Raw genomic sequence first — 26,559 nt, 5'->3', positions numbered from 1 at the left:
GAGCGCGATGGTCACCGAACGAGGCCTGCAGGTGCTCCGCGCCATCGTGCAGGACTACGTCGACACGCACGAGCCGGTGGGCAGCAAGGCGATCGTCGAGCGCCACGCCTTCGATGTCTCGGCCGCGACGATCCGCAACGACATGGCGATGCTCGAGGACGAGGACCTCATCACGGCGCCGCACACGTCCTCCGGGCGCGTGCCCACCGACAAGGGGTACCGCGTGTTCGTCGACCACCTCGCCGAGATCCGCCCCCTCACGCCGGCGCAGCGCGCCGCCATCTCGACGTTCCTCGCCGATCCGCAGGACCTCGACGACCTCCTCGCGCGCACCGTGCGCCTGCTCACGCAGCTGACCGGCCAGGTCGCGCTCGTGCAGTACCCGTCGTTCGCCCGCGCGAACGTGACGCACCTCGAGCTCGTGGCGCTCGAGCGCTCGCGGCTGCTCGTGATCCTCGTCACCGACACGGGGCGCGTCTCGCAGCGCATCGTCGTCGTGCCGGCCGCGCTCGAGGACGCCGACGTGGCGCTGCTGCGCGCGCAGCTCGCCACCCTCGTCACCGAGCGCTCGGTCGGCGAGGGCTCGGAGCGCGTCGCCGCGGTGCTCGAGGGCTCCGCGGACCCCGCGGACCGCCTGGCCGCCACGCTGCGCGAACTCGCGCGGGTGATCGCGGAGGAGCTGGCGGAGTTCCGCCAGAACCGGCTCGTGATGGCGGGGGCGGCCACGCTCGCGCGCCGCGAGCAGGACTTCCGCGGCAGCATCCACCCGCTGCTGGAGGCGATCGAGGAGCAGGTCACCCTGCTGCGGCTGATGTCGGAGATGCAGCCCGACGACCAGGGCCTGGCGGCGAGCATCGGGCGCGAGAACGAGCCGTTCGGCCTGGGCGACGCCTCGATCGTGGCGAGCGACTACGACTCGCGGATCGGCACGGCCCGCGTGGGCGTGATGGGGCCGACCCGCATGGACTATCCCAGCAACCTGTCGGCGGCGCGGGCGGTCGCCCGCTACCTGACGAGGCTGCTGGACGAGGATGCCGCGCGCCGCTGAGGCGCGACGGACACGGCGACGGACCGCTCGGGCGGTCCCGGAAAGGCGACTGTGGCAGACCACTACGAGGTTCTGGGCGTCTCACGCGAGGCGAGCGACGAGGAGATCAAGCGCGCCTACCGCAAGCTGGCGCGTCAGCTGCACCCCGACGTCAACCCGAGCCCGGACGCGGCCGAGAAGTTCAAGGCGGTCACGCACGCCTACGACGTGCTGAGCGATCCGGAGCAGCGCCGGCGGTACGACATGGGCGGCGACGAGTCGCCGTTCGGCGGCGGCGGTTTCGGCGGGTTCGGCGACATCTTCGAGACCTTCTTCGGGTCGGCGGGGGGCAGGGCCGGGCGCCCTCGCGACCGGCGCCAGCGGGGCGAGGACGCGCTCGTGCGCCTCACGCTCGACCTGGGCGACGTCGTCTTCGGCGCGCACCGCGACATCGAGGTCGACACCGCCGTGCTGTGCGAGACCTGCCAGGGCTCGTGCTGCCAGCCGGGCACGCATCCCGAGCGCTGCGACGTGTGCGGCGGATCGGGCCAGGTGCGCACGCAGGTGCGCAGCCTGCTCGGCAACATGGTCACGACGCAGCCGTGCGGATCGTGCCAGGGCTACGGCACGGTCATCCCCGCGCCGTGCCCCACGTGCCACGGCCACGGCCGCGTCCGCGCCCGCCGCACCGTCTCGGTCGACATCCCCGCCGGCGTCGAGAGCGGCCTGCGGCTGCAGCTGCCCGGCTCGGGCGAGGTCGGCGAGGCCGGCGGCCCGAACGGCGACCTCTACCTGCAGGTCGAGATCGAGCCGCACCCGGTCTTCGGGCGCGAGGGCGACGACCTCACCGCCGTCGTCGAGGTCGCGATGACCGACGCGATCCTCGGCACGCAGGTGACGGTGGACGGGCTCGACGGCCCGATCGAGCTGGAACTGCGCCCCGGCGTGCAGTCCGGCGACGAGCTGCGCATCGAGGGCCGGGGCATCACCGGCCTGCGCTCGGGACGTCGCGGCGATCTGCGCCTCGGCGTGCGGGTGATGACGCCGACCAAGCTCGACGCGAAGACGCGCGCCCTCGTGGAGGAGCTGGCGCAGCGCCAGCGGCCGCAGGCGCCGCGCCTCTCCGAGCACCACCAGGGCCTGTTCGCCAAGCTGCGCGACCGCTTCCGCAACTGATCGTGGCGCTGCACTTCCTCGACGAGTCCGCCGCGGCGGCCGCGGTCGGCGACGAGATCGAGCTGACGGGCGCCGAGGCCCATCACGCCGCCGCGGTGCGCCGCGTCCGCCCGGGCGAGGCCGTCACGGTCGGCGACGGCCGGGGCGTGCGTCTGGACGGCGAGGTCGTCGCGGCCGACCCCAAGCACGTGCGCATCCGGGTGAGCGGCCGCAGCGAGGAGGCGCCGGTCCGCCCGCGCCTCGTGCTCGCACAGGCGCTCGCGAAGGGCGACCGCGACGAGCTGGCCGTGCAGGCGGCCACCGAGCTGGGCGTCGACGAGGTGATCCCGTGGCAGGCCGCGCGCAGCGTCTCGCGGTGGGAGGGACCCAAGGCGCGGAAGGGCCGCGAGCGCTGGCAGGCGATCGTGCGCGAGGCGGCCAAGCAGGCGCACCGCTCGTGGGTCCCGGAGGTGGCCGAGCCCGTCACGACCGCGCAGCTCGCCGCGCGCGCGGGCGGCGCGCGCATGCTCGTGCTCGACCCGTGGACCGACGCCGCGCTCAGCACGGCGCCGGTGGACGACGCCGACGAGATCCTGCTCGTCGTGGGGCCGGAGGGCGGGATCGCGCCCGAGGAGCTCGAGCGGCTCGAGGCCGCGGGCGCCGCGCGGGCGCGCCTGGGTGCCACGGTGCTGCGCACGTCGACGGCGGGCCCCGCGGCGCTGGCCGTGCTGAACGCGCGCCTGGGTCGCTGGTGAGCGGCCCCGAGAGCGGGAGCACCGACGCGGTCCGATCCCGCGTCACTAGACTTGAGGACATGAGCGAGCCGTCCCTCTTCACCCGGATCCTGCAGGGCGAGATCCCCGGCGAGATCGTCGCGCAGAACGAGCACGTCTTCGTGCTGCGCGACATCGCGCCCCAGACGCCGGTGCACCTGCTCGTGATCCCCAAGACGCAGCGGTACCGCGACGTCTCCGAGCTCGCGGCGGGCGATCCCGCGCTGCTCGCCGAGGTCATCGCGATGGCCGGCCGCGTCGCCGCCGAGCACGCGGACGGCGACTACCGCCTGATCTTCAACACCGGTGCCGGCGCCGGGCAGACCGTCTTCCACGTCCATGCGCATGTGCTGGCCGGTGGACTCGAGGAGAAGAGACTCGTTGGCTGATCCCGGCCCGTACACCGACCGCGTCTACGCCGACGGCGTGGCCATGGTGCAGCTGCTCGGCCCCCAGGACCGGCTGCTGCGGATGGTGGAGAGCGCGCATCCCGACGTCGATGTGCACGTGCGCGGCAACGAGATCACGCTCACGGGCGAGGAGGCGGCCGTCCGCGCCGCCCGCGCGCTCGTGGACGAGCTGCTCGCGCTCGCGCGCGGCGGCCACGACCTCGCGCCGGCGGACGTCGCATCGTCGGCGCGCATGATGCGCGAGGAGGGCGGTCCGCGCCCGCGCGATGTGATGGGCGAGGCGATCCTGTCGTCGCGCGGTCGCGTGATCCGGCCCAAGACGGCCGGCCAGAAGGCCTACGTCGACGCGATCGACGAGAACACCATCGTGTTCGGCATCGGCCCCGCCGGCACCGGCAAGACCTACCTCGCCATGGCGAAGGCGGTCCAGGCGCTGCAGCGCCGCGAGGTGGAGCGGATCATCCTCACGCGCCCGGCGGTCGAGGCGGGGGAGCGGCTCGGCTTCCTGCCCGGCACGCTGACCGACAAGATCGATCCGTACCTGCGCCCGCTCTACGACGCCATCAACGAGATGATGGATCCGGAGCTCGTGCCCAAGCTCATCGCCAGCGGCACGATCGAGGTCGCGCCGCTGGCGTACATGCGCGGTCGCACGCTGAACAACTCGTTCGTCGTGCTCGACGAGGCGCAGAACACCACGCCCGAGCAGATGAAGATGTTCCTGACGCGGCTCGGGTTCGGCACGCGCATGGTCGTCACGGGCGACATCACGCAGGTCGACCTGCCGGGCGGCACGTCGGGGCTGCGGCTGGTGACGCGCATCCTCGACAGGGTGGACGACATCCACTTCGCCCGACTGTCGAGCGACGACGTCGTGCGGCACACGCTCGTCGGCAGGATCGTCGACGCGTACAGCGAGTACGACGAGCGGCGCACCGCGCTGCAGCACGAGCGCGAGGAGGCGCGGGAGTTCGCGAACCGCGCGGAGCGTCGCGGCGCCATCCGCCGCGATCGCCAGGCACGAGGGCACGGAGGACGCTCATGATCGACATCAACAACGAGTCGGGGTTCGAGGTCGACGAGTCGGTTCTCCTGCGCCTGACCCAGTTCAACCTGGGCGAGCTGCGCGTCAGCCCCGACGCCGACGTCGCCATCGTGCTCGTGGACGAGGGCGCCATGGAGGCGCTGCACGTGCAGTGGATGGACGAGCCGGGCCCGACCGACGTGCTCAGCTTCCCGATGGACGAGCTGCGGCCCGGGTCCGAGGAGGAGCCGACGCCCGCCGGGCTGCTCGGCGACATCGTGCTGTGCCCGCAGGTGGCCGAGACCCAGGCCGAGGCCGCGGGGCACTCGACGATGGACGAGCTCATCCTGCTCACGACGCACGGCCTGCTGCACCTGCTCGGCTTCGACCACGCCGAGCCGGACGAGGAGCGGGAGATGTTCGGCCTGCAGAAGGAGCTCATCGCGGGCTTCGCGGCCGAGGAACGCCGCCGCACCCGGTGATGGTCGAGACGCTCCTCTTCCTCGCCGCGCTGCTGCTCGTCCTGCTCGGCGGCCTCATGTCGGCGATCGACGCCGCGCTCTCGGTCACCTCGCGCGGCGACCTGTTCGACCTCGCCGCCGAGGCGCGCCCCGCCCAGGCCCGCGCCCTCGGCCGCATCGCGGACGACCCCGACGCGCACGGCGACGCCGTGGCGTTCGTGCGCGTGCTGTCGGAGACATCCGCCGCCGTGCTCGTGACCGCGGCGTTCACGCTGCTGTTCGAGAGCATCTGGTGGGCGCTGCTCGCGGCCGCGCTGGCCATGACGGGCATCTCGTTCGTCGCGGTGTTCTCCAGCCCCCGCTCGGTCGGGCGCCGCCACTCCGAGCCGCTGCTGCGCTCGACGGCGCCGTTCGTGCACGGCGTGCGCATCGTGCTCGGGCCCGTGGCGCGCCTGCTCGTCGGCATCGGCGCGACGGTCACGCCGGGCCGAGGCCGCCGCAGCTTCGAGTCCGAGGAGCAGCTGCTGAGCATGGTCGACGAGGCGGCCTCGAACGACCTCATCGACGACGACGACCGCGACCTCGTGCACTCGGTGTTCGACTTCACGGATCAGGTGGTGCGCGCCGTCATGGTGCCCCGCACCGAGATGATCACGGTGGACGCGTCGGTGACCACGCGCGAGGCGCTGCAGGCCTTCCTCGACACGGGGATCTCGCGCATGCCGGTCGTCGACGGCGAGGTCGACGACGTCGTGGGCGTGCTGTACCTGAAGGATCTCGTGCAGTTCGGCTTCCGCGACACCCCGGGTTGGCGCGATGCGAGCGTGCGTCCGCTGGCCCGCCCCGCCGTGTTCGTTCCCGAGCAGATGCGCGCCGAGACGCTGCTGCAGCAGATGAAGCGCGAGGCCGTGCACGTGTGCCTCGTCGTCGACGAGTACGGCGGCATCGCCGGCATCGTCACGCTCGAGGACCTCATCGAGGAGCTCGTCGGCGAGATCTCGGACGAGTACGACCCCCGCACGACCGAGGTCGTGGAGCTGGGCGACGGCAGCTACCGCGTCGCCGCGCGCCTGTCGCTCGCGGAGGTCGGCGACCTGTTCGGCATCGAGCTCGAGGACGAGGACGTCGACTCGATCGGCGGCCTGCTGGGCAAGGCGCTGGGCCACGTGCCGCAGCCGGGCGAGACGGTGGAGATCGACGGCCTCGTCATCACGGGCGGCACCTCGCGCGGTCGCGGGCGCGGCCTCGCGACGGTCTTCGTCGAGGCCGGCGAGGGCCTGCGCGCCCTCGCGGAGGCGCGCTCGCGTCATCCGCGCACGGGCGAGATCGTCGTGCCCGGCGCGCGCACCACCACGGGGGAGACACCGGTCGTCCGCGGCCGCAAGGGGAAGGAACGCTCGGATGACTGAGCACCGCAGCGGATTCGTGACGTTCGTCGGCCGCCCGAACGTGGGCAAGTCGACGCTCACCAACGCGCTCGTCGGCGAGAAGGTCGCGATCACGAGCGAGAAGCCGCAGACGACGCGCCGCGCCATCCGCGGGATCCTGAACCGGCCCGCCGGGCAGCTGGTGATCGTCGACACCCCGGGCCTGCACCGACCGCGCACCCTGCTGGGGCAGCGCCTCAACGACCTCGTCGAGCAGGTGCTCGGCGACGTCGACGTGATCGCGTTCTGCGCGCCGGCCACCGAGAAGGTCGGGCCGGGCGACCGCCGCATCGTCGAGTCGCTCGACGGGTACCCGCGCGCGAAGAAGGTCGCGCTCGTCACGAAGACCGACGCCGCGACGAAGGACGAGATCATGGAGCGGCTGCTCGAGGTGAACGCCCTGCGCGAGGACTGGGCCGCCGTCATCCCGCTGTCGTCCGTCTCGGGCGAGCAGCTCGACGTGCTCACCGACGAGCTGCTCGCGCTCCTGCCGGAGGGACCAGCCCTCTACCCGGAGGGCGTCGTGACCGACGAGACGGTGGAGGACCGGATCGCCGAGATCATCCGCGAGGCGGCGCTGGAGGGCGTGCACGACGAGCTGCCGCACTCGATCGCGGTCACGATCGAGGACATCGCGCCGCGCGAGGGCCGCGACGACCTCACCGACGTCTTCGCGAACATCGTCGTCGAGCGCGACAGCCAGAAGGCGATCATCATCGGGCGCAAGGGTGCGCGGCTGAAGGACGTGGGCGCCCGCGCCCGCGCGCAGCTGGAGCCGCTGCTGGGCACCCGCGTCTACCTCGCGCTGCACGTGCGCGTGGCCAAGGAGTGGCAGCGCGACCCGAAGCAGCTCGGGCGCCTCGGCTTCTGAGGGCACCGGAGGATCCGCGCTCAGTCCGACGCTGAGCAGGATGCTCAGGCCTCAGCGCTGAGCGCCTCTTCCACCGCGCACATTGCGTGGTAGTCTGGCGACGTGCGTCTGGCCGGTCTGCTTCTCCTTAGCCGCCGCGACGAGAGCTCGATCTAGGGCCTCTCTCGTCGCGGAGTTCTCGCGTGGCCCGCACTTCCTTGCGAGAGAGAGCAGATCATGCAGAACCGTCAGCAGCCGTCCCCCATGCCGGTCCACAGGTACCGGCCGTACCACGAGCAGTTCGCCGTCGACCTTCCCGACCGCACGTGGCCGTCCAAGCGCATCGAGAAGGCGCCGCGCTGGTGCGCCGTCGACCTGCGTGACGGCAACCAGGCGCTCATCGATCCGATGGACCCCCAGCGCAAGCGGGTGATGTTCGACCTGCTCGTGAAAATGGGCTACAAGGAGATCGAGGTCGGCTTCCCGTCGGCGAGCCAGACCGACTTCGACTTCGTGCGGCACCTCATCGAGGACGACGCGATCCCCGAGGACGTCACGATCCAGGTGCTCACGCAGGCGCGCGAGCACCTCATCGCCCGCACGTACGAGGCGATCCGGGGCGCGCGCCAGGCGATCGTGCACCTGTACAACTCCACGAGCGTGCTGCAGCGCGACGTCGTCTTCCGCACCGACAAGCAGGGCATCATCGACATCGCGCTCGAGGGCGCGCGGCTGTGCAAGAAGTACGAGGCGACGATCCCGGAGACGACCGTCTACTACGAGTACTCGCCCGAGTCGTACACCGGCACGGAGCTGGAGTTCGCCGCGGAGATCTGCAACCGCGTGATGGAGGTGCTCGTCCCCACGCCCGAGCGCAAGCTCATCGTGAACCTGCCCGCCACGGTCGAGATGGCCACGCCCAACGTCTACGCCGACTCGATCGAGTGGATGAGCCGGCACCTGAACCACCGCGAGAACGTGATCATCTCGCTGCACCCGCACAACGACCGCGGCACGGGCATCGCCGCCGCCGAGCTCGGCTACCTGGCGGGTGCCGATCGCATCGAGGGCTGCCTGTTCGGCAACGGCGAGCGCACGGGCAACGTCGACCTCGTGGCGCTGGGCGTCAACATGTTCACGCAGGGCATCGACCCGCAGATCGACTTCGGCGACATCGACCAGATCAAGCGCACGGTCGAGTTCTGCAACCAGCTGCCCGTGCCCGAGCGCAGTCCGTGGGCCGGGGATCTCGTCTTCACGGCGTTCAGCGGATCGCACCAGGACGCCATCAAGAAGGGCTTCGAGGCGATGGAGACGCGCGCGCGGGAGGCCGGCGTCACCGTCGACGAGATCGAGTGGGCGGTGCCGTACCTGCCCGTCGACCCGAAGGACCTGGGTCGCTCCTACGAGGCCGTCATCCGCGTCAACTCCCAGTCGGGCAAGGGCGGGGTGTCGTACCTGCTGAAGGCCGACCACGCGCTCGACCTGCCGCGCCGGCTGCAGATCGAGTTCTCCGGCGTCGTGCAGAGTCACACCGACGCCGAGGGCGGCGAGGTCACGAGCGAGGAGATCTGGCGGATCTTCCGCGACGAGTACCTGCCGGCGACCGATCCGGCCGAGCGGTGGGGCCGGTTCGAGATCCTCTCGACGCAGACGCAGAGCACGGGAGCCGACGTGGCGCTGTCGGTGACCCTTCGCGACGGCGACGAGGAGCGCACGGTGGCCGGCCGGGGCAACGGGCCCATCGCGGCGTTCCTCGAGGTGCTGCGCGACGCCGGTCACGAGGTGACGCTGTACGACTACGTCGAGCACACCATGGCCGCCTCGGGCGACGCGCAGGCCGCGGCGTACGTCGAGCTGCAGGTGGACGAGCAGCGACTGTGGGGCGTGGGGATCGACGGCGACATCTCGATGGCCTCGCTCAAGGCGATCGTCTCGGCCGTGAACCGCTCCATCCGCGCGCGCGAGCGTGAGCTCGTCGCGGCCTGACCGGGCTCAGCGGCGGCGGAACCACCACCGCCGCCGCGGCGCGGGGGCGTCGGGCACGACGATCGCGCCGGTGAGCGGGATGTCCGCGCCCTCGCGCACATCCTCGGCGGTGACGACGGGGATCGCGGACGTCTCGAGCGCCACCTTGCGGCGGTGGATGCGGCGCTGCTCGGGCAGCGAGAGGTCGAAGATCACGGCCAGCAGGCGCACGAGGGCCGTGACCGTCGCGCCGATGACGGCCGCCACGATGATGTCGGCCCCGAGCAGGTATGCGCCGGCCAGCACCGCCCCGCCCGCGAGCGCGGCGATCGCGTAGAGCGAGCCGACGTGCATGATCGCCACGGGCAGGCCCATCGCGATGTCGCGGATGATGCCGCCGCCGACGGCCGCGCACATGCCGATGAAGACCGCGGGCACGATCGGCAGGCCGTACGCGAGCGCCTTCGACGTGCCCACCGCCCCGAACAGGCCCATGGCGACGGCGTCGAACCCGACGATGAGGCGGTTCAGCTTCTGGAACACGCCCGCCAGGAGCATGCCCGTGAGCGAGGCGGCGACCGCCGTGAGCAGGTACCAGTTCGACTGCAGGGTCGCGGGCGTCACCCCGAGCAGGATGTCGCGGATGAGGCCGCCGCCCATGCCGAGCATGATGCCGATGATCGCGACGCCGAGCCAGTCGAGGCGGCGCTGGCCCTGGAAGCCGGAGGCGAACACGGCGCCCTGGATGCCGCCGAGCGCGACCGCGAGCAGGTCGGCCCACAGCGGGATGATGAAGATCGGCGCGTCCACCCCTCAATCGTGCCAGGCGGGCGAAGGGCGCGCCCGCCGCGCCTCCAGGCCGCTCGCAATCCGGCGGCGGATAATCGGACGGTGCCCACCTACCGAGACGAAGCCGTCGTGCTGCGCACCCACAAGCTGGGCGAGGCCGACCGGATCGTCACGCTGCTGACGCGCCGGCACGGCAAGGTGCGGGCGGTGGCCAAGGGGGTGCGCCGCACGTCGTCGAAGTTCGGCGCGCGGCTCGAGCCGTTCATGGTCGTCGACGCGCAGCTGTTCGCCGGCCGGAGCCTCGACATCGTGCAGCAGGCGGACTCGCTCGGCACGTACGGCGCCGAGATCGCGGCCGACTACGACCGGTACACCGCCGGGAGCGCCATGGTCGAGGCGGCCGACCGGCTCAACGAGGCCGTCTCGGATCCCCAGCACTACTTCCTGCTCGTGGGTGCGCTGCGCGCGCTCTCGCGCGCCGAGCACGCGAGCCCCGCCATCATGGGCTCGTACCTGCTGCGGGCGATGTCGCTGTCGGGGTGGGCGCCCGCGCTCGGCGACTGCGCGCGCTGCGGGGCGCCGGGCCCGCACGACGCGTTCGTGTCGCAGCTGGGCGGCACCGTGTGCCCGTCCTGCGCGCCGGCCGGCAGTCCGCGCGTCGACCGCCGCACGCTCGAGCTGCTGCGCGCGCTCATGGCGGGGGAGTGGGACGTCGTGGACCGTGCCGACGAGCGCGAGCTGGGCGCGGCATCCGGTCTCGTGTCGGCCTATGTGCAGTGGACCCTCGAGCGCGGGCTGCGCGCGCTCCCGCAACTCGGAGGAAAGCGTTGAGCAAGCCGTACACACACCCCGACGCCGTGCCGTACCGGCCGATCGACTGGACGGGCGTGCGTCCGCCCGACTTCGGCGGCGCCGTGCCGAACCACGTCGCGATCGTGATGGACGGCAACGGGCGCTGGGCCAACCGGCGCGGGCTCTCGCGCATCGAGGGGCACCGCGCGGGGGAGGAGGTGCTGCTCGACGTCGTGGCCGGCGCGATCCAGGCCGGCGTGAAGCACCTGTCGGTCTACGCCTTCTCGACCGAGAACTGGCGCCGCTCGCCCGACGAGGTGCGCTTCCTCATGGGCTTCAACCGCGACGTGCTGCACCGCCGCCGCGATCAGCTGAACGAGTGGGGCGTGCGCGTGCGGTGGGCGGGGCGGACGCCGCGGCTGTGGCGCTCGGTCATCAAGGAGCTGCGCTTCGCCGAGCAGTTGACGGCCGACAACGACGTGCTCACCCTGACGATGTGCGTGAACTACGGCGGGCGCAACGAGATCGTCGACGCCGTGCGGCGCATCGCGGACGAGGCGGCGGAGGGGCGGCTCGCGCCCGGGGCGATCACCGAGAAGACGCTGCGGCGGCATCTCTACGTGCCCGACATGCCCGATGTCGACCTGTTCCTGCGCTCCAGCGGCGAGCAGCGCACCTCGAACTTCCTGCTGTGGCAGTCGGCGTACGCCGAGATGGTCTTCCTCGACACGCTGTGGCCCGACTTCAGCCGCGCCGAGCTGTGGCGCGGCATCCAGGTCTACCTCGACCGCGACAGACGGTTCGGCGGCGCCGTGGACGCGCCGACCGCGTCGTGACGCGGGAGACGGGAATGCCGGGCCCCGCGATCCGTTGAGAAGAACATGACCTTTTCGCCTGCCCCCATCAAGATCGACATCTGGAGCGACGTCGCCTGCCCGTGGTGCTACATCGGCAAGCGCAATCTCGAGAAGGGGCTCGCGGAGACCGCCGGCGACGACGACGCGCCGCGCGTGGAGATCGAGTACCACTCCTTCGAGCTCTCGCCCGATACGCCCGTGGACTTCGAGGGGAGCTCGGCCGAGTTCCTCGCCGCGCACAAGGGCATCTCGATCGACGAGGCCCGGGCGATGAACGACCGGGTCTCGCAGATCGCCGAGGGGGCGGGGCTGCACTACCGCTTCGACCTGCAGCAGCACACGAACACGGTGAAGGCGCACGAGCTGATCCACTTCGCGAAGGCGCACGGCCGCCAACTCGAGATGAAGGAGCGGCTGCTGTCGGCGTACTTCGTGGAGGGCAGGCACGTGGGGCGCGTCGACGAGCTCGTCGCGCTGGCCGAGGAGATCGGGCTCGACGGCGCCGCGGCCCGCGAGGCGCTCGAATCGGACGCCTACCTCGACGCCGTGCGCGCCGACCAGGCGCAGGCGCAGGCCTACGGCATCGGCGGGGTGCCGTTCTTCGTGATCGACGGCCGCTACGGCGTGAGCGGTGCGCAGCCGCCCGAGGCGTTCGCCCAGGTGGCGCGCCAGGTCTGGGCCGAGAAGCAGCAGGCCTGATCAGCCCAGCGCGGCCTCGATCGCGGCGATGACCGCGGGGTCGTCCGGCTTGGTCGGCGGGCGGAACCGGGTGACCGATCCGTCCGGCGCCACGAGGAACTTCTCGAAGTTCCACGCCACCGGCCCGCCCAGCCCGTGCTCGTCCTTCGTCTTCTTCAGCGCCTTGTAGAGAGGATGCGCGTGCGATCCGTTGACCTTGATCTTGTCGTGGATCGGGAACGACACGCCCCACGTCGTGGCGCAGTAGTCGAGGATCTCGTCGATCGATCCCGGCTCCTGCCCCATGAACTGGTTGCAGGGGAATCCGATCACGGTCAGCCCCCGGTCGCCGTAGGTGCGCTGCAGCTGCTCGAGCTGCTCGTACTGCGGGGTCAGGCCGCACTTGGACGCGACGTTCACGACGAGCACGGGGCCGCGCGCGTAGTCGGCCAGCGTCCGCGTGGCGCCCTGCGCATCGGCGAACGGGATGGTGCGGACGTCGGGGGTCTCGGCCATGTCCCCAGGGTACGGCGCGAGGCCGCCTCCCTGCTCGGTTCTGAGAGAATGGACCCGTGACCTCCGTACTCGACGCGCCCGCCGCCACGCGCGGTCTGCAGATCGGCGGCATCCGCTCGGATGTGCCGGTGGTCCTGGCGCCCATGGCGGGCATCACGAACACGGCGTTCCGGCGGCTGTGCCGCGAGTACGGCGCCGGGCTGTACGTGAGCGAGATGATCACGACGCGGGCGCTCGTCGAGCGCAACCCCGTCACGATGCGCCTCGTGCAGTTCCACGAGTCCGAGACGCCGCGGTCCATCCAGCTCTACGGCGTGGACCCGCACTACACGCGCGAGGCGGCCCGGATCATCGCGGACGAGGACCGCGCCGACCACATCGACCTCAACTTCGGGTGCCCCGTGCCCAAGGTCACCCGCAAGGGCGGGGGATCGGCGCTGCCCTGGAAGCTCGACCTGTTCCGCTCGATCGTGCGCGGGGCCGTGGAGGGCGCCGGCGGGCTGCCCGTCACGGTGAAGATGCGCAAGGGCATCGACGCCGATCACCTGACGTATCTCGAGGCAGCCAAGATCGCCGAGGACGAGGGTGTCAAGGCCGTCGCGCTGCACGCGCGCACGGCGAACGAGTTCTACTCGGGGCACGCCGACTGGTCGGCGATCGCCAAGCTCAAGGAGACCGTCACGAGCATCCCCGTGCTCGGCAACGGCGACATCTGGAGCGCCGCCGACGCCGTCCGCATGATGGACGAGACCGGGTGCGACGGCGTCGTCGTGGGGCGCGGCTGCCTCGGCCGCCCGTGGCTGTTCGGGGATCTCGCGCGGGCGTTCGGCGGCGAGGGCGTGCAGGTGGACGCGACGCTCGGCTTCGTCGCGGGCGCGTTCCGCAGGCACGCCGAGCTGCTCGTCGAGTTCTTCGAGAGCGAGGAGCGCGGCTGCCGCGACATCCGCAAGCACGCCGCGTGGTACTTCAAGGGCTACCCCGTGGGTGGCGACCTGCGCGGGCAGTTCGCGCAGGTGACGAGCCTCGCGCACATCGACGACCTCATCGGCGAGCTGGACCTCGACGCCCCGTATCCCGGCGAGGCGGCCGAGGGGCAGCGTGGCCGCGCGGGCCGGCCCAAGCGCACGGTGCTGCCGGATCGCTGGCTCGAGTCGCGCACCATGGACGCGGCCGAGACGCGGACGCTGGCGGACGCGGAGCTGGACACCAGTGGCGGCTGAGGCGGCGCGGCCCGCCGGATACACCGACGCGGACGCCGAGCGCTTCTTCCGGGAGAGGCACCGTTCCGAGCGGGACGACTTCGCGCGCGACCGCGCCAGGGTGCTGCACTCGGCGGGCCTGCGGCGGCTCGCGGCCAAGACGCAGGTGCTCAGCCCCGCGAGCCCGGCCGACTTCGCGCGCAATCGCCTGACCCACTCGCTCGAGGTGGCGCAGGTGGGCCGCGAGATCGGCAACGCGCTCGGCCTGGCGGCCGACGTCGTCGACACCGCGTGCCTCAGCCACGACCTGGGCCACCCGCCCTTCGGCCACAACGGCGAGCGCGCCCTCAACGAGTGGGGCGCCGACATCGGGGGCTTCGAGGGGAACGCGCAGAGCCTGCGCATCCTCACGCGACTCGAGGCGAAGGTCGAGGAGGACGGCCGCTCGTTCGGGCTCAACCTCACGCGCGCTTCGCTCGACGCCACGAGCAAGTACCCGTGGACGGTCTCGAACCCGCTGCCCGATCCCAGCGGGCGTCTCAAGTTCGGCGTCTATCCCGAGGACGAGGACGTCTTCCACTGGATGCGGCAGGGCGCGCCGGGGCGCCTGCGCTGCATCGAGGCGGAGGTGATGGACCTCTCGGACGACATCGCCTACTCCGTGCACGACTTCGAGGACGCCGTGCTGAACGGCTATCTGGACCTGTCGCGCGTGAGCGATCCGGTCGAGCACCACCCGCTCGTGGGCCAGATCCAGCAGTGGGTCGGCTACGACTACACGAGGGACGAGCTCGCCGACGGCCTCTACCGCCTCACGCGCCAGCCGATGTGGCTGCGCACCTTCGACCGGTCCCGGCAGGACCTGGCGCGGCTGAAGAACCTCACGAGCGACCTGATCGGGCGCTTCGCGCGCGCCGCCGTGAGCGCCACCCGCGAGGCGTACCCGGCGGATTCGCTCGCGCGCTACCAGGCGCACGTCGTGGTGCCGCGGGTCGTCGAGGTCGAGATCGCGGTGCTGAAGGGGCTGATGGGCGCCGCGATCGTCACGCTCGACGCGCGCAAGGGCGTGTACAAGGAGCAGCGGCGGGTGCTGAAGCGCATCGCGGACGCGCTGCTGTCGACCGACGCGCTGTGGTCCACGGGCGCCGACGCGCTCGAGCCCGCGTTCGCGGCCGACTTCCACGCCGCCGACACCGACGCCGCGCGCAAGCGCGTGATCGTCGACCAGATCGCGAGCCTCACCGATCAGACGGCCGTGGCTTGGCACAACCGGCTCGTCGGCGAGATCGACCCGGGCGAGGTGGGCATCTGGGCCCCGCGCCACGGTCGCCGCACCGCGGAGCGCGCGCCGCAGCCGGCGGGGGCGCGCTGACATGCCGCGCATCCGTCAGGCCGACGTCGACGAGGTCAAGGCGCGCACGAACATCGCGGACGTCATCGGCGAGCGGGTGGCGCTGAAGTCGGCGGGGGTCGGATCGCTCAAGGGGCTGTGCCCGTTCCACGACGAGAAGTCGCCGAGCTTCCACGTGCGGCCGCAGCACGGGTACTACCACTGCTTCGGATGCGGCGAGTCGGGCGACGTCTACAGCTTCCTGCGCGCCATGGACCACCTGTCCTTCACCGAGGCGGTGGAGCGTCTGGCGGCGCGCGTCGGGATCACGCTGCACTACGAGGACGGCGGCCCGGCACCCGAGACGAGCGGGCGCGCCCGGCTGCTCGCGGCCAACGCCGCGGCGGCGGAGTTCTTCCGCGCGCAGCTCGTCACGCCCGAGGCCGAGATCGCGCGGCGGTTCCTGGGGGAGCGCGGCTTCGACCCCGCCGCGGCCGCGCACTTCGGCGTGGGGTACGCGCCCCAGGGCTGGGACGGCATGCTCAAGGCGCTCACGGCGCAGGGCTTCACGCGCGAGGAGCTGACGACGGCCGGCCTCGTGTCGACCAACCAGCGCGGCGGCGTGTACGACCGGTTCAGGGGCCGCGTCGTGTGGCCGATCCGCGACGTCACGGGCCAGACGATCGGGTTCGGCGCGCGCCGGCTCTTCGACGACGACAAGGGCCCGAAGTACCTCAACACGCCCGAGACGCCGATCTACAAGAAGAACCAGGTGCTGTACGGGCTCGACCTGGCCAAGCGCGACATCTCGCGCGGCGACCCGAAGCGCGTGGTCGTCGTCGAGGGGTACACCGACGTCATGGCCTGCCACCTCGCCGGGGTGACGACGGCGATCGCGACGTGCGGCACGGCGTTCGGATCGGAGCACGTCACGGTGCTGCGCCGCGTGATGGGCGACGACGACGCCTCCGGCGAGGTCGTGTTCACCTTCGACCCCGACGAGGCCGGCCAGAAGGCCGCCGTGCGCGCGTTCGCCGAAGAGAAGCGCTTCAACGCGCAGTCCTACGTCGCCGTCGCACCCGAGGGGCTCGACCCCTGCGACCTGCGGCTGCAGCGCGGCGACGCCGCGGTGCGGTCGCTCATGGACCACAAGGTGCCGATGTTCGAGTTCATGATCGACCGGCGGATCGCCGGCTTCGATCTCTCCTCCGTCGAGGGCCGCGTCGGCGCGCTGCGCTCGGCCGCGCCGATCGTCGCCGAGATCCGCGACCGCCTGCTGCGCCCCGGCTACGAGCGGGTGCTGGCGCGCCGGCTCGGGATGGACCCGACCGACGTGCACCAGGAGGTGCAGCGCCGCGCGGCGGCCGCGGGCGCCGAGGCGCGCCGCGGCGAGGGGCGCCCGGGCGCCCCGGCGCAGCCCGGCACCGCCCGCCAGGGCGACCTCGCGGCCGCGCCGGTCGCGTCGCCCGCCGCCACGCTCGCCGCGCTGCCGCGCACGGTCGACGTCGCCAGGGAGCGCGACGCGCTCACCGGCTTCCTGCAGTACGGCCACCGCGTCGATCCCGTGCTGTTCCTGCGCGCCCTCGCCGTGCCGTTCCACCATCCGGCGCTCGAGGCCGTGCGCGCGACGCTCGAGGCGACCGACCGGTCCAAGCCGGGCTGGGCCCTCGCCGTCGTGGAGAACACCCCGGCGGCCTACCGCACGCTCGCCGGTGAGCTGCTCGCGCGCGACTTCCCGGCGCGCGACGAGGACCACGCCGTGGCCTCGATCGACGATCTCGCGCGCCAGATCGTGCTCGGCGCGCTCGCCCAGCGCAAGAACGAGCTGCTGGGGGCCATCCAGCGCGTGCCGGCCGACTCGGAGGAAGGGCGTGCGCTGCGGGTGCAGCTGCGCGACCTCGACGCGGAGCGCCGGCGCCTTCACCCCGACGACTGAGCGCCGCCGATCCGGCACAATGGGGGCATGCGCATCGTCGACGATCCCGAGCTGGCGATCCGCTGCGAGGACCTGAGCGTCGCCCGCTCGGGACGGGGCGCGACGATCCGCGCCGTCGACGGCGTCTCTTTCACGCTGCCGTGGTCGGGCACCCTGTGCGTCTCGGGCGCCACCGGATCGGGCAAGTCGAGCCTGGCCGCCACGCTGGCCGGGCAGCGCGAGGACTCGCTGAGTGTCGCGGGCGGCGACGCACAGGTGTGCGGCGTCTCGGTGCGCCGGCCTGGCCGCGCGCTGCGGGTGCTCACGTTCCGCACCGGGTATCTGCCCCAGGGCGCCGGCGCCGAGCTGCCGACGCGCCTGTCGGTGGCCGACGTGCTGTCCGAGCCCATCGTCTCGCGCGACCGGCGGGTGAGCCCTCGTGCGCTCGGCGTGCGCATCGCCTCGCTGCTCGACGAGCTGCACCTGCCCATCGGCACGGCCGACAAGTTCCCGTACGAGCTCAGCGCCGGTATGCGGCAGCGCGTGGCGCTGGCCCGCGCTCTCGTGCTCGACCCCAAGCTGCTCGTCGCGGACGAGCCCCTCGCGAACCTCGACCCCGAGGTGCGGCACGTCGCGTTCGAGGCGATCCTGCGGCGCCGGCGGCGATGGGGCATGGCGGCGCTGATCGTGACGAACGACGCCGACTTCGTGCGCGAGCTGGGCGCCGAGCGCATGCACCTGCAGGCCGGCCACGTCGTGGCGCGCAGCGAGGCGGGCGGCATGATCCACACGCCCGACGCGCGCCACACCCGGGGGCTGCCGGTGTCATGAACAGCCTCTGATATTTGCTAAGCTGTTCTGGTTGCCGCGAGAGCGGACAGCATTCCTCGGTAGCTCAATTGGCAGAGCAGCCGGCTGTTAACCGGCAGGTTCTTGGTTCGAGTCCAAGCCGGGGAGCCACAGGCCCTCACCCCTCGGGGTGGGGGCCTTTCCCGTGCCCGGGCGCCACGGGAGGATGGGGGCATGGCGACGCGGATGCTGCTGATCTCCGACACGCACGTGCCGCTGCGCGCGCGGGTGCTGCCCGATGCGGTGTGGCGGGCGCTCGACGCGGCGGATGTCGTCATCCACGCGGGGGACTGGGTGGACGTGGCCACGCTCGACGCGATCGAGGCGCGGGCGGCGCGGCTGATCGCCGTGCACGGCAACAACGACGGAGCCGAGCTGCGTGCGCGGCTGCCGGAGGTCGCGCGCACCGAGATCGAGGGGCTGCGGATCGCCGTGGTGCACGAGACCGGTGCCGCGAGCGGGCGGGAGCGGCGGGCGGACGCGACCTTCGCCGACGATCCGCCCGACGTGCTCGTGTTCGGGCACAGCCACATCCCGTGGGACAGCGTCACGCCGCGCGGCATGCGCCTGCTCAACCCCGGATCGCCGACGGACCGGCGGCGGCAGCCCGTGTGCACGATGATGACGGCCGTCGTCGACCGCGGATCGCTGGTGAGCGTCGAGCTCGTGCCCGTGCCGCGCTGACGTCCTAGTCGTGCCGCCCGCGGCTGGCAAGCCCGTCGCCGTGGTCGTCGGGATCGCCGAGTATCGTGACAGGCCACGCGAAGGAGGCAGGGGATGAAGGTCGCCATCGTCGGAGCGAGCGGCAACGTCGGCACCGCGCTCCTTCATGCACTGCAAGCCGAGGAGCGCGTCGACGAGATCGTCGGGATCGCGCGCCGCGTGCCGGACACCGCGAGCGAGCCGTATCGCGCCGCGCGCTGGGAGCGCGTCGACATCGCCGTGCCCGCTGCCGACGCCGCGGGGGAGGAGCGGGCGGTCACGCGCCTGGCCGAGGTGCTCGCCGGCGCCGACGTGGTCGTGCACCTGGCGTGGCTCATCCAGCCGAACCGCAACCGCGACCTGCTGCGCCGCGCCAACGTCGACGGCACGCGCCGCGTCGTCGAGGCGATGCTGCGCGCCGGTGTGCCGCGGCTGGTCTGCGCGTCGTCGGTGGGCGCGTACTCGGGCGTGCGCGACGATGAACCGCGGGACGAGTCGTGGGCGACGGCCGGCATCCGCAGCTCGCATTACTCCGCCGACAAGGCCGACCAGGAGCGAGTGCTCGACGAGGCCGAGGCGCGCGGACTCGCCGTGGCGCGCGTGCGGCCCGCGCTCGTGTTCGACGCCGATGCGGGCGCGCAGATCACGCGCCTGTTCATCGGGGCGCTCCTGCCGCCGCGGCTGCTGCGTCCGGGTACGCTGCCCGTCGTGCCGCTGCCGGCAGGCCTGCGCATGCAGGTCGTGCACGGCGAGGACGTGGCCGACGCCTACCGTCGGATCATCGTGACCGGCGCCGTGGGGGCGTTCAACGTCGCGACCGATCCGGTGCTCGACGCCGGCGCGATCGCCCGGATCGTGGGCCGCGGTCGGCACGTGCCGATCCCGCCGGCGGTGGTGCGGCCGCTGCTGCACGCGGCCTGGCGCGCGCACGCCGTGGCCGCCGATCCGGGCTGGCTCGACATGGCCATGCGCGTGCCCGTGATGGACACCACGCGTGCCCGCGGGGAGTTGGGCTGGTCGCCGCGTCACGGCGCCGAGGAGACGCTGCGGGAGGTGCTCGACGCGATCGCCGCCGGGCGCGGCACGCCGAGCGCCCCGATGCGCGCCCGGCGCCGCTGGCCGCACGACCAGCTGCCGCCCGGCGACGTGCCGGCGGATCGCTCCGACGCGGCGACGACCGTCGGCGACGGGCACCGCGTGCCCGTCGGGATCGATCGGGAGATCCTCGGCCTGTACCTGTCTGACCACCTCACGGGAGCGACCGCCGGCGTCGCGCGCATCAACCGGATGGCGAAGGCCTTCGCCGGCACCGAGCTGGGCCCGGACCTGGCACGGATCGCCGAGGAGATCGCGGGCGAGCGCAGGTTCCTGCGCGACCTCATCCCCACCCTGGAGCTGCGGCGCCGCCCCTACCGGCAGGCGGTGGCCTGGCTCGCCGAGCGGATCGGTCGGCTGAAGACGAACGGCCGCCCCTCCGGCTCGCCCATGACCCCGGTGCTCGAGCTCGAGCTCATGCGCAGCGCCGTGATCGGCAAGCTCGGCGGCTGGGAGACACTCGCGGCGCTCGCGCCGGATCTCGGGCTGCCCGCCGAGACGTTCCACGACCTCGCCGAGCGCGCCCGCGCGCAGGCGGACGTGCTGGGCGAGCTGCACGCGCGCGTCGCGCCCGAGGCGTTCCGGCGCGACGCGCGCTGAGCGCGGCGCTCGCCCGCCGCCGTGCGAATCAGCGGGCGGCGCCCTTGAGCGAGCCCTCGACGGGGACGATGGTCATGCCGGCGTCGTCCGAGGCCTCGTAGACGATGCACTGCACCACGCGGTCGCCCTGGGCCCACGAGGCCTCGAGCGGCGTGAACGCGGTGTACCAGAGCGTCGCCGACTCCTCGAAGGCGATGCCGGTGAAGGCCTCGAACTCGGGGTGGCAGCCCTCGTCGGCCGCGGTGCCGATGGCCTCCGTGCCGGGCCACTCGTCGCCGAGGTCGACTTCGAACTCGTGGTAGACCTCGTACTCGTGCGGCTCGGCGCACGGCACGGCCTCGACATCGAACACCTCCTGGCCGTCGGGCTCGAGAAGGCAGTCGCCGACCGAGATCTCGAACACCGACTCGGTGCCGCCCTCGGTGACCTCCTGCGTCTCCTCGTCGCGGGTCGCGCCGCCGACCGGAATCGAGAGACCGGCGCAGCCGGCCAGCGAGAAGGCGACGAGCGCCGCGGTGCCGGCGGTGAGGACGAGGCGGGTGAGAGACGCGCGGGACATGGATTCTCCGTTCGAGATGGTGCTGTGTCGTCCCCACGCTAGGGACGCGTCCGCGCGACCGCGACGGGGAGGACTGCCCGTCTCAGCCCTCCAGATCGTCGACGCCCGGCGTCCAGCTGACCCCCGGGCGACCCCAGCCCCGCTTCTTCGAGATCTTCTGCGCCGTCTTCCAGTCGCCGTCCGAGACGCGATCGATGTAGATGATCCCGTCGAGATGATCGAACTCGTGCTGCAGGATGCGCGCGCGCCAGCCGTCGACCTCCAGCCGCACCGGCTGGCCGTCGAGGTCGCTGGCCGTGACGACGACGCGATCCGAGCGGCGCAGCGGGAACCGCTCGCCGGGGAACGACAGGCAGCCCTCCGACTCGGTGTCCTCGTCCGGCTGCCCAGGCTCGGTCGGCACCATCCACAGCTCGGGGTTGATCGCGACGCCGCGCCACGGGCGGCCCTGCTCGTCCTCGTACGAGTAGACGAACAGCCGCAGCGGCACGCCGACCTGCGGGGCGGCGAGGCCGACGCCGGGGGCGGCATCCATCGTCTCGTACATGTCGGCGACGAGCGTGCGGATCTCGTCCGTGACCTCGTCGACGGGGTCGGCAGGGGCGTGCAGCACGGGATCGCCCCAGATGCGGATGGGAAGGATGGCCATCCCCCCAGCCTAATTCGGCGGCCCGCTGCTCTCCGAGACGCCGTCGCTCACCGGCGTTCCCGGCGCCGTGGCCTAGGCTCGATGGCGTGATGTGGGGGATGGCCTCGGGTATGGACGACGTCGGCGAGCAGCTCGTCGGGGCCTTCCAGAACCCCGGCCTGCTCCTGGGCATCCCCCTCGCCCTGGCGGGGGCGGTGTTCATGTCGCTCGGCGCGCAGTTCCAGAGCCGCGGCGTGCGCAAGGTCGAGACCCTCTCGGGCGCGACGGGCGAGACCGGGCTCGGCGGGGCGCACCTGCTGAGCCTGTTGCGGCGCCCGTCGTGGCTCATCGGCACGGTGCTGCTGGGCGTCGCGATCCTGTGCCAGCTCAGCGCGCTCGCGGTCGCGCCCCTGATCGTCGTGCAGCCGCTCGGCGCCGTCTCGCTCGTCATCACGACGCTGCTGAACGCCCAGGCCACCGGCCACCTGCCCACGAGACGGTCGCTGACGGCCATCGGGCTGTGCATCGGCGGCATCCTCGTCTTCGTGATCGTCGCCGCGCTGTTCGCGACCGAGCACCCGCTCACCGAGTACCAGCTGCTCATCGTGCTCGCGATCCTGCTCGTCACGGTGATCCTGCTCGGCGGGGCGTGGGCGATCCTGCGCCGGCGCCTGAACGCGCTCTTCTACATCACGGCGGCGGGCGTGCTGTACGGCTTCGTCGCCACGCTCGCGAAGGTCGTCATCATGCGCATCCAGGCGGGCGACTTCGAGTGGATCACGATCGTCTGCCTCGTCGCGCTGCTGGCGGCGGGCGCCGTCGGCGCGTACTTCGTGCAGACCGCCTACTCGTCGGGCCCGCCCGACCTCGTGATCGCCGGGCTCACGGTCATCGATCCGATCGTCGCCGTGCTCATCGGCGCGCTCGTGCTGGGGGAGGCGACGAGCGCGCCCGTGTGGGCGCTGGTGATCTTCGTGGTCGCCGGTGCGGTCGCCTCGGTCGGGGTCTTCCTGCTCGCGCGGCACCACCCGCAGGTCATCAGCGAGAGCCAGCAGCTCGACATCCGCCGGGGCGGCGGTCCGGCGCGTTCCGGTGAGGACCGGGATCGCGGGGAGCGCGCCGCGGAGTCGACGCCGCTGGACGAGCTGCGCGCCCTGCGCGATCCGGACGACCTGCTCGACCGGCGCGGCCGCCCGAACGGCGGCTCGGATCCGGCGCCGCGGTAGGCTCGATGCGCACGGGGCGGTAGCCAAGATGGTCAAGGCAGCGAGCTCATAACTCGACGATCCGCGGGTTCGAGTCCCGCCCGCCCCACCGGATTCCGCGCGGAATCGCCCCGCGGGGGTGCGCGTAATGTGGGTGACGCGCGACTGCCGCGGCTCCGCTGGGGAGCCTTCCGCGCCGTTCCCGAAGCGAGTCGCCCATGACGCCTCCCTCGATCGCCCTGCGACAGCTGCCCGGCGAGTATGTCGTCGCCCGTCTTGCCGTGCCGGGGGATGCCTCGCGCGCGTTGGGGGAGGTCCTGGCGACGGGGGCGTTCGTCTCCGTCACCCGCACGCCGCAGGAGCTGTCGATCGTCTGCCTCGCCGGCTCTGCGCCTGAGGCGGCCGAGATCGATGGCCCGTGGATCGCCCTGTACGCGGCCGGGCCGATCCCGTTCGGCATGACGGGCGTGGTCACCTCGCTGGTGTCGCCGCTGTCGGCCGCGGGCTGCCCGGTGTTCGTCGTCTCGACGTACGACGGGGATGTCCTCATGGTGCCGAGCGACGCGGCCGACCGCGCGCGCGACGCCCTTCAGGACGCCGGGCACATCCTCGCGTAGCGCCCGGTAGCGGCGCGCTCAGACGCGGCGCCAGTCGTCGCGCTCGAGGCTCGCCCCGGCCATCGGGCCCATCTGCAGCATGCCGCCGTCGACCGGCCAGCTTGCGCCGGTGACGTAGGACGCGGAGGGGGAGCAGAGGAAGGCGATCACGGCCGCGATCTCCTCGGGCACGCCCGGCCGAGGGATCGGGATGCCGGGGCGCCGCGTCTCGGACGCCTCGGCGGGGTCGATGCCCGTCATCGGCGTGGCGACGAGGCCGGGTGCCACGGCGTTGACGGTGATGCCGTGCTCGGCCAGCTCGATCGCCATGGTCTTCAGCAGCCCGCCGAGCCCGTGCTTGGCCGCGTCGTACGCGGTCGATCCGATCTTGGGCTGGTGCTCGTGCACGCTCGTGACGCCCACGATCCGGCCGCCGCGGCCCGCGGACACCATCCGTCGCGCGGCGCGCTGCATCGCGACGAACGCCCCCTCGAGATCGGTGACCACCACGCGCCGCCAGCTGTCGAGGTCCACGTCGAGGAACGGCACGCTGTCGCCCGTGCCCGCGTTGTTGACGAAGACGTCGACGCCCCCGAGGTCTTCGGCCAGCGCGTCGATCACGTCGCCGCAGGCCGGGATGTCGGTGACGTCGAGGTGCGCGACGACGGCGCGTCGCCCCTCGGCTTCGACGAGGCGGGCGGTCTCGCGGGCGCCCTCCTCGTCGCTGTGCCACGTCACACCCACGTCGAGGCCGGCTCGGGCGAGGGCGACGGCCGTGGCGCGGCCCATGCCGGAATCGGAGGCGGTCACGATGGCGGTGTGCGGGCGGAAATCTCGCGTATCGGTGCTCATGCGGGCATTCCACCCGCACCGCCGCAGACCCGAAAGCGCCTTGACAACGGCAGCGACGGGGCGCCGCCCGGGCAGCCGCGCAACCGCACGGAATGACACGCTTGTGATTACTGCGGGCGTGGGTGATAATCGAGGCGCAACCGAACAGTTCTGTCAGCCGGATCGCCGGTCAGGTCGTAGGGGAAGACGTACCTGACGAACGGAGAGATCATGGCGACACCACAGGCGCGCGGGGTGGTCTACATCCACTCGGCGCCGAAAGCGCTGTGTCCGCACCTGGAGTGGGCGGTCGGGCGGTCCCTGGGCCGCGCCGTCGCCTTCGACTGGGCGGACCAGCCGATGATGCCCGGCGCCCGGCGCGCCGAGTTCTACTGGGAGGGGCCGGCGGGCACCGGCGCCGCCCTCGCGACCGCCATCCGCGGCTGGGAGCACCTGCGCTTCGAGGTGTCGGAGGATCCGACGCCGCGCAGCGACGGCGGCCGCTGGATGCACACGCCCGACCTCGGCATCCACTACGCGCAGATGGACACGGCCGGAAACGTCGTCATCCCCGAGGACCGCATCCGCTACGCCATGGAGGTCGCCGCGGGCGACGCGTTCGAGCTGCAGCGCGAGCTGTCGATCGCGCTCGGCGCGGCGTGGGACGAGGAGCTCGAGCCGTTCCGCCACGCCAGCGACGAGGCGCCGGTGGTGTGGCTGCACAAGGTCGGCTGACGCCCCGCGCACACAGACTTGCGGCCGCCCGGTGAAGGATCCCGGGCGGCCGCAGTACGTTGGCTTGCTGTGGTCGCTTCATCTCCGCGGCTTCGCCGCTGAAGTTCAGCAACCGGTCAACTCGAACCGATCACTGTGCGAGCGCGAAGCGCGAGCGTGCGGCCGCGAGTGCGGCCGCCCCGCAGCGCGAAGCGCGCGCAGATTCAGTCATAAGACGCGAAGGCGGCGACGGCGTTGTGGCCGCCGAAGCCGAACGAGTTGCTGATCGCCAGCTGCGGGCCCTCGCTCAGCGGCTGCGGCTGCGACGAGGCGCGCACGGGGATCTCCGGGTCCTGGTTCACGAGGTTGATGGTCGGGGGAGCGATGCGCTCCTTGACCGCCAGCACCGAGAACACCGACTCGATCGCGCCCGTGCCGCCCAGCAGGTGGCCTGTGGAGGCCTTCGTGGCCGAGATCGGGATCTCGTTCACGCGGTCGCCGAACACCGACTTCAGGGCGGCGTACTCGGCGACATCGCCCACCGGCGTGGACGTGGCGTGCGCATTGATGTGCGTGACGTCGTCCGGGGTCGCGCCGGCCTGTTCGAGCGCGAGCTTGACGGCGCGCGCGGCGCCCTGGCCCGACGGGTCGTTGGCCGTGATGTGGTACGAGTCGGCGGTGGTGCCGGCGCCGGCCAGGCGCGCGTAGATCTTCGCGCCGCGGGCCAGGGCGTGCTCCTCGGTCTCGAGGATGAGCACGGCGGCGCCCTCGCCCATGACGAAGCCGTCGCGGTCCGAGGTGAACGGGCGCGAGGCGGTCTCCGGCGAGTCGTTGCGGCGCGAGAGCGCCTGCATCGACGCGAACGAGGCGACGGTGATGGGGTGGATCGCCGACTCGGTGCCGCCCGCGATGACGATGTCGGCCAGTCCCAGCTGCATGTGCTCGTAGGCGCTCGCGATCGACTCGACGCTCGAGGCGCACGCCGACGCCACCGTGCGGGCGAAGGCGCGGGCGTTGAAGTGCAGCGACAGATTGCCGGCCGCCGCGTTCGGCATGAGCATGGGCACCGTCATCGGCATGACGCGGCGCGGGCCCTTCTCGCGCAGGGTGTCCCAGGCGTCCAGCAGCGTCCAGACGCCGCCGATGCCGGTCGCGAAGTCGACGCCGAGGCGCTCGGGCGCGACCTCGGGCGCGCCCGCGTCCTCCCAGGCCTCCATGGCCGCCACCATTGCGAACTGCGACGCGGGGTCGAGTCGCTTCGCGACGGGGCGCGCGAGCACCTCCTCGGGCCGCACGATGGCCTCAGCGGCGAAGGTGACGGGGAGCTGGTACTCCTCGACCCAGTCGTGCTCCAGCGGGCGGGCGCCGGAGGCGCCGGCGAGCAGGTTCTGCCAGTTCTCGGGAGCCGTGCCGCCGATGGCCGACGTGGCGCCGATTCCGGTCACGACGATGCGCTTGGTCATGGTGTGGTTCCTCGATCCGGGACTGTCGCGGCGCCACGCCCGTGCGGGCGTGGAACGGGGCCAGCCTCTCCCCCGCGATGCGCAGGGCATCGGGGTCGCGGTCGAGGCCCACCAGCCTCGCCTGCGGGAACCGCTCGAGGAACGCC

The 26,559-nt window shown here is 72.5% G+C and carries 27 protein-coding genes and 2 tRNA genes; 23 read left to right on the top strand and 6 right to left on the bottom strand.

Annotation, left to right across the window (positions count from 1 at the left end; all coding sequences use genetic code 11):
- Positions 1-7 precede the first annotated feature (7 nt).
- From hrcA to leuA, 9 genes are all read left to right on the top strand, one after another.
- Entirely contained in the window at positions 8-1,048 is a 1,041-nt protein-coding gene (gene hrcA, locus ACWDR7_RS07140; RefSeq protein ID WP_449854230.1) for a heat-inducible transcriptional repressor HrcA, read from the top strand.
- Positions 1,049-1,099: 51 nt separating this feature from the next.
- Entirely contained in the window at positions 1,100-2,203 is a 1,104-nt protein-coding gene (gene dnaJ, locus ACWDR7_RS07135) for a molecular chaperone DnaJ (RefSeq protein ID WP_449854229.1), read from the top strand.
- A gap of 2 nt (positions 2,204-2,205) precedes the next feature.
- On the top strand, positions 2,206-2,937 hold the full coding sequence (locus tag ACWDR7_RS07130) for a 16S rRNA (uracil(1498)-N(3))-methyltransferase (RefSeq protein WP_449854228.1): 732 nt from the start codon (positions 2,206-2,208) through the stop codon (positions 2,935-2,937).
- 59 nt (positions 2,938-2,996) lie between these two features.
- The gene (locus ACWDR7_RS07125) at positions 2,997-3,344 is read left to right on the top strand and encodes an HIT domain-containing protein (RefSeq protein WP_449854227.1); all 348 of its coding nucleotides are present in this window, start codon (positions 2,997-2,999) and stop codon (positions 3,342-3,344) included.
- The gene (locus tag ACWDR7_RS07120) at positions 3,301-4,410 is read left to right on the top strand and encodes a PhoH family protein (protein ID WP_449854265.1); all 1,110 of its coding nucleotides are present in this window, start codon (positions 3,301-3,303) and stop codon (positions 4,408-4,410) included. Before ACWDR7_RS07125 ends, ACWDR7_RS07120 begins: the two co-directional genes overlap by 44 nt.
- Positions 4,407-4,871, top strand: coding sequence for an rRNA maturation RNase YbeY (ybeY, locus tag ACWDR7_RS07115; protein WP_449854226.1), 465 nt, complete (start codon positions 4,407-4,409; stop codon positions 4,869-4,871). The genes ACWDR7_RS07120 and ybeY overlap by 4 nt, the downstream gene beginning before the upstream one ends.
- Entirely contained in the window at positions 4,871-6,259 is a 1,389-nt protein-coding gene (locus tag ACWDR7_RS07110; RefSeq protein ID WP_449854225.1) for a hemolysin family protein, read from the top strand. The genes ybeY and ACWDR7_RS07110 overlap by 1 nt, the downstream gene beginning before the upstream one ends.
- A complete protein-coding gene (gene era / locus ACWDR7_RS07105; protein WP_449854224.1) occupies positions 6,252-7,148 on the top strand; it encodes a GTPase Era in 897 nt (298 codons plus the stop codon). The genes ACWDR7_RS07110 and era overlap by 8 nt, the downstream gene beginning before the upstream one ends.
- A gap of 216 nt (positions 7,149-7,364) precedes the next feature.
- On the top strand, positions 7,365-9,116 hold the full coding sequence (gene leuA / locus ACWDR7_RS07100; protein WP_449854223.1) for a 2-isopropylmalate synthase: 1,752 nt from the start codon (positions 7,365-7,367) through the stop codon (positions 9,114-9,116).
- A gap of 6 nt (positions 9,117-9,122) precedes the next feature.
- Here leuA and ACWDR7_RS07095 read toward each other — a convergent pair whose 3' ends face one another.
- Positions 9,123-9,905 carry a trimeric intracellular cation channel family protein gene (locus ACWDR7_RS07095; RefSeq protein ID WP_449854222.1) on the bottom strand — a complete coding sequence of 261 codons (783 nt, stop codon included), beginning with the start codon at positions 9,903-9,905 and terminating at the stop codon, positions 9,123-9,125.
- 81 nt (positions 9,906-9,986) lie between these two features.
- Between ACWDR7_RS07095 and recO the strand changes: the two genes are divergently transcribed.
- From recO to ACWDR7_RS07080, 3 genes are read left to right on the top strand one after another with little or no spacing between them, the layout of a single operon-like run.
- Positions 9,987-10,715, top strand: coding sequence for a DNA repair protein RecO (recO, locus tag ACWDR7_RS07090; RefSeq protein ID WP_449854221.1), 729 nt, complete (start codon positions 9,987-9,989; stop codon positions 10,713-10,715).
- Positions 10,712-11,512 carry an isoprenyl transferase gene (locus tag ACWDR7_RS07085; protein WP_449854220.1) on the top strand — a complete coding sequence of 267 codons (801 nt, stop codon included), beginning with the start codon at positions 10,712-10,714 and terminating at the stop codon, positions 11,510-11,512. The genes recO and ACWDR7_RS07085 overlap by 4 nt, the downstream gene beginning before the upstream one ends.
- 45 nt (positions 11,513-11,557) lie before the next feature.
- Positions 11,558-12,232 carry a DsbA family oxidoreductase gene (locus tag ACWDR7_RS07080; protein WP_449854219.1) on the top strand — a complete coding sequence of 225 codons (675 nt, stop codon included), beginning with the start codon at positions 11,558-11,560 and terminating at the stop codon, positions 12,230-12,232.
- Here ACWDR7_RS07080 and ACWDR7_RS07075 read toward each other — a convergent pair whose 3' ends face one another.
- Complete coding sequence (locus ACWDR7_RS07075; RefSeq protein ID WP_449854218.1) at positions 12,233-12,727, bottom strand: glutathione peroxidase; 495 nt, start codon at positions 12,725-12,727, stop codon at positions 12,233-12,235. It abuts the gene before it with no gap.
- A gap of 56 nt (positions 12,728-12,783) precedes the next feature.
- On the opposite strand from ACWDR7_RS07075, the gene dusB reads away from it, so the two are divergent.
- The 7 genes from dusB to ACWDR7_RS07040 all read left to right on the top strand — a co-directional run bounded on the left by dusB (position 12,784) and on the right by ACWDR7_RS07040 (position 20,417).
- Complete coding sequence (gene dusB / locus ACWDR7_RS07070) at positions 12,784-13,947, top strand: tRNA dihydrouridine synthase DusB (protein ID WP_449854217.1); 1,164 nt, start codon at positions 12,784-12,786, stop codon at positions 13,945-13,947.
- On the top strand, positions 13,937-15,298 hold the full coding sequence (locus ACWDR7_RS07065) for a deoxyguanosinetriphosphate triphosphohydrolase (protein ID WP_449854216.1): 1,362 nt from the start codon (positions 13,937-13,939) through the stop codon (positions 15,296-15,298). Before dusB ends, ACWDR7_RS07065 begins: the two co-directional genes overlap by 11 nt.
- A 1-nt stretch (position 15,299) precedes the next feature.
- The gene (dnaG, locus tag ACWDR7_RS07060; protein ID WP_449854215.1) at positions 15,300-17,192 is read left to right on the top strand and encodes a DNA primase; all 1,893 of its coding nucleotides are present in this window, start codon (positions 15,300-15,302) and stop codon (positions 17,190-17,192) included.
- A 27-nt stretch (positions 17,193-17,219) separates the two neighbouring features.
- Positions 17,220-18,002 (top strand): ATP-binding cassette domain-containing protein, encoded by a 783-nt coding sequence (locus ACWDR7_RS07055; RefSeq protein ID WP_449854214.1) that lies wholly within the window; start codon positions 17,220-17,222, stop codon positions 18,000-18,002.
- A 53-nt stretch (positions 18,003-18,055) separates the two neighbouring features.
- Positions 18,056-18,131, top strand: a tRNA-Asn gene (locus ACWDR7_RS07050).
- A gap of 63 nt (positions 18,132-18,194) precedes the next feature.
- Positions 18,195-18,704 (top strand): metallophosphoesterase family protein, encoded by a 510-nt coding sequence (locus ACWDR7_RS07045; protein ID WP_449854213.1) that lies wholly within the window; start codon positions 18,195-18,197, stop codon positions 18,702-18,704.
- Between the two features lie 93 nt (positions 18,705-18,797).
- Positions 18,798-20,417, top strand: coding sequence for an NAD-dependent epimerase/dehydratase family protein (locus ACWDR7_RS07040; protein WP_449854212.1), 1,620 nt, complete (start codon positions 18,798-18,800; stop codon positions 20,415-20,417).
- Between the two features lie 28 nt (positions 20,418-20,445).
- On the opposite strand, the gene ACWDR7_RS07035 is transcribed toward ACWDR7_RS07040, so the two are convergent.
- Together ACWDR7_RS07035 and def are read right to left on the bottom strand one after the other, a co-directional pair.
- A complete protein-coding gene (locus ACWDR7_RS07035; protein WP_449854211.1) occupies positions 20,446-20,976 on the bottom strand; it encodes a septum formation family protein in 531 nt (176 codons plus the stop codon).
- 82 nt (positions 20,977-21,058) lie between these two features.
- Positions 21,059-21,625: a peptide deformylase gene (gene def / locus ACWDR7_RS07030; protein ID WP_449854210.1), complete on the bottom strand. Its 567-nt coding sequence runs from the start codon at positions 21,623-21,625 to the stop codon at positions 21,059-21,061.
- Positions 21,626-21,714: 89 nt separating this feature from the next.
- Here def and ACWDR7_RS07025 point away from each other — a divergent pair, with 89 nt between their 5' ends.
- From ACWDR7_RS07025 to ACWDR7_RS07015, 3 genes are all read left to right on the top strand, one after another.
- Complete coding sequence (locus tag ACWDR7_RS07025) at positions 21,715-22,830, top strand: DMT family transporter (RefSeq protein WP_449854264.1); 1,116 nt, start codon at positions 21,715-21,717, stop codon at positions 22,828-22,830.
- Between the two features lie 13 nt (positions 22,831-22,843).
- Positions 22,844-22,918, top strand: a tRNA-Ile gene (locus ACWDR7_RS07020).
- Positions 22,919-23,027: 109 nt separating this feature from the next.
- A complete protein-coding gene (locus ACWDR7_RS07015) occupies positions 23,028-23,426 on the top strand; it encodes an ACT domain-containing protein (RefSeq protein WP_449854209.1) in 399 nt (132 codons plus the stop codon).
- Between the two features lie 18 nt (positions 23,427-23,444).
- On the opposite strand, the gene ACWDR7_RS07010 is transcribed toward ACWDR7_RS07015, so the two are convergent.
- Positions 23,445-24,257 carry an SDR family oxidoreductase gene (locus tag ACWDR7_RS07010; protein ID WP_449854208.1) on the bottom strand — a complete coding sequence of 271 codons (813 nt, stop codon included), beginning with the start codon at positions 24,255-24,257 and terminating at the stop codon, positions 23,445-23,447.
- 210 nt (positions 24,258-24,467) lie between these two features.
- On the opposite strand from ACWDR7_RS07010, the gene ACWDR7_RS07005 reads away from it, so the two are divergent.
- Positions 24,468-24,971 carry a DUF3145 domain-containing protein gene (locus tag ACWDR7_RS07005; RefSeq protein WP_449854207.1) on the top strand — a complete coding sequence of 168 codons (504 nt, stop codon included), beginning with the start codon at positions 24,468-24,470 and terminating at the stop codon, positions 24,969-24,971.
- Between the two features lie 203 nt (positions 24,972-25,174).
- On the opposite strand, the gene ACWDR7_RS07000 is transcribed toward ACWDR7_RS07005, so the two are convergent.
- Positions 25,175-26,413, bottom strand: coding sequence for a beta-ketoacyl-[acyl-carrier-protein] synthase family protein (locus ACWDR7_RS07000; protein ID WP_449854206.1), 1,239 nt, complete (start codon positions 26,411-26,413; stop codon positions 25,175-25,177).
- Positions 26,414-26,559 lie beyond the last annotated feature (146 nt).

Source organism: Microbacterium sp. NPDC003461 (genome assembly GCF_053588335.1).
This window is presented reverse-complemented; position numbering and strand designations above follow the sequence as displayed.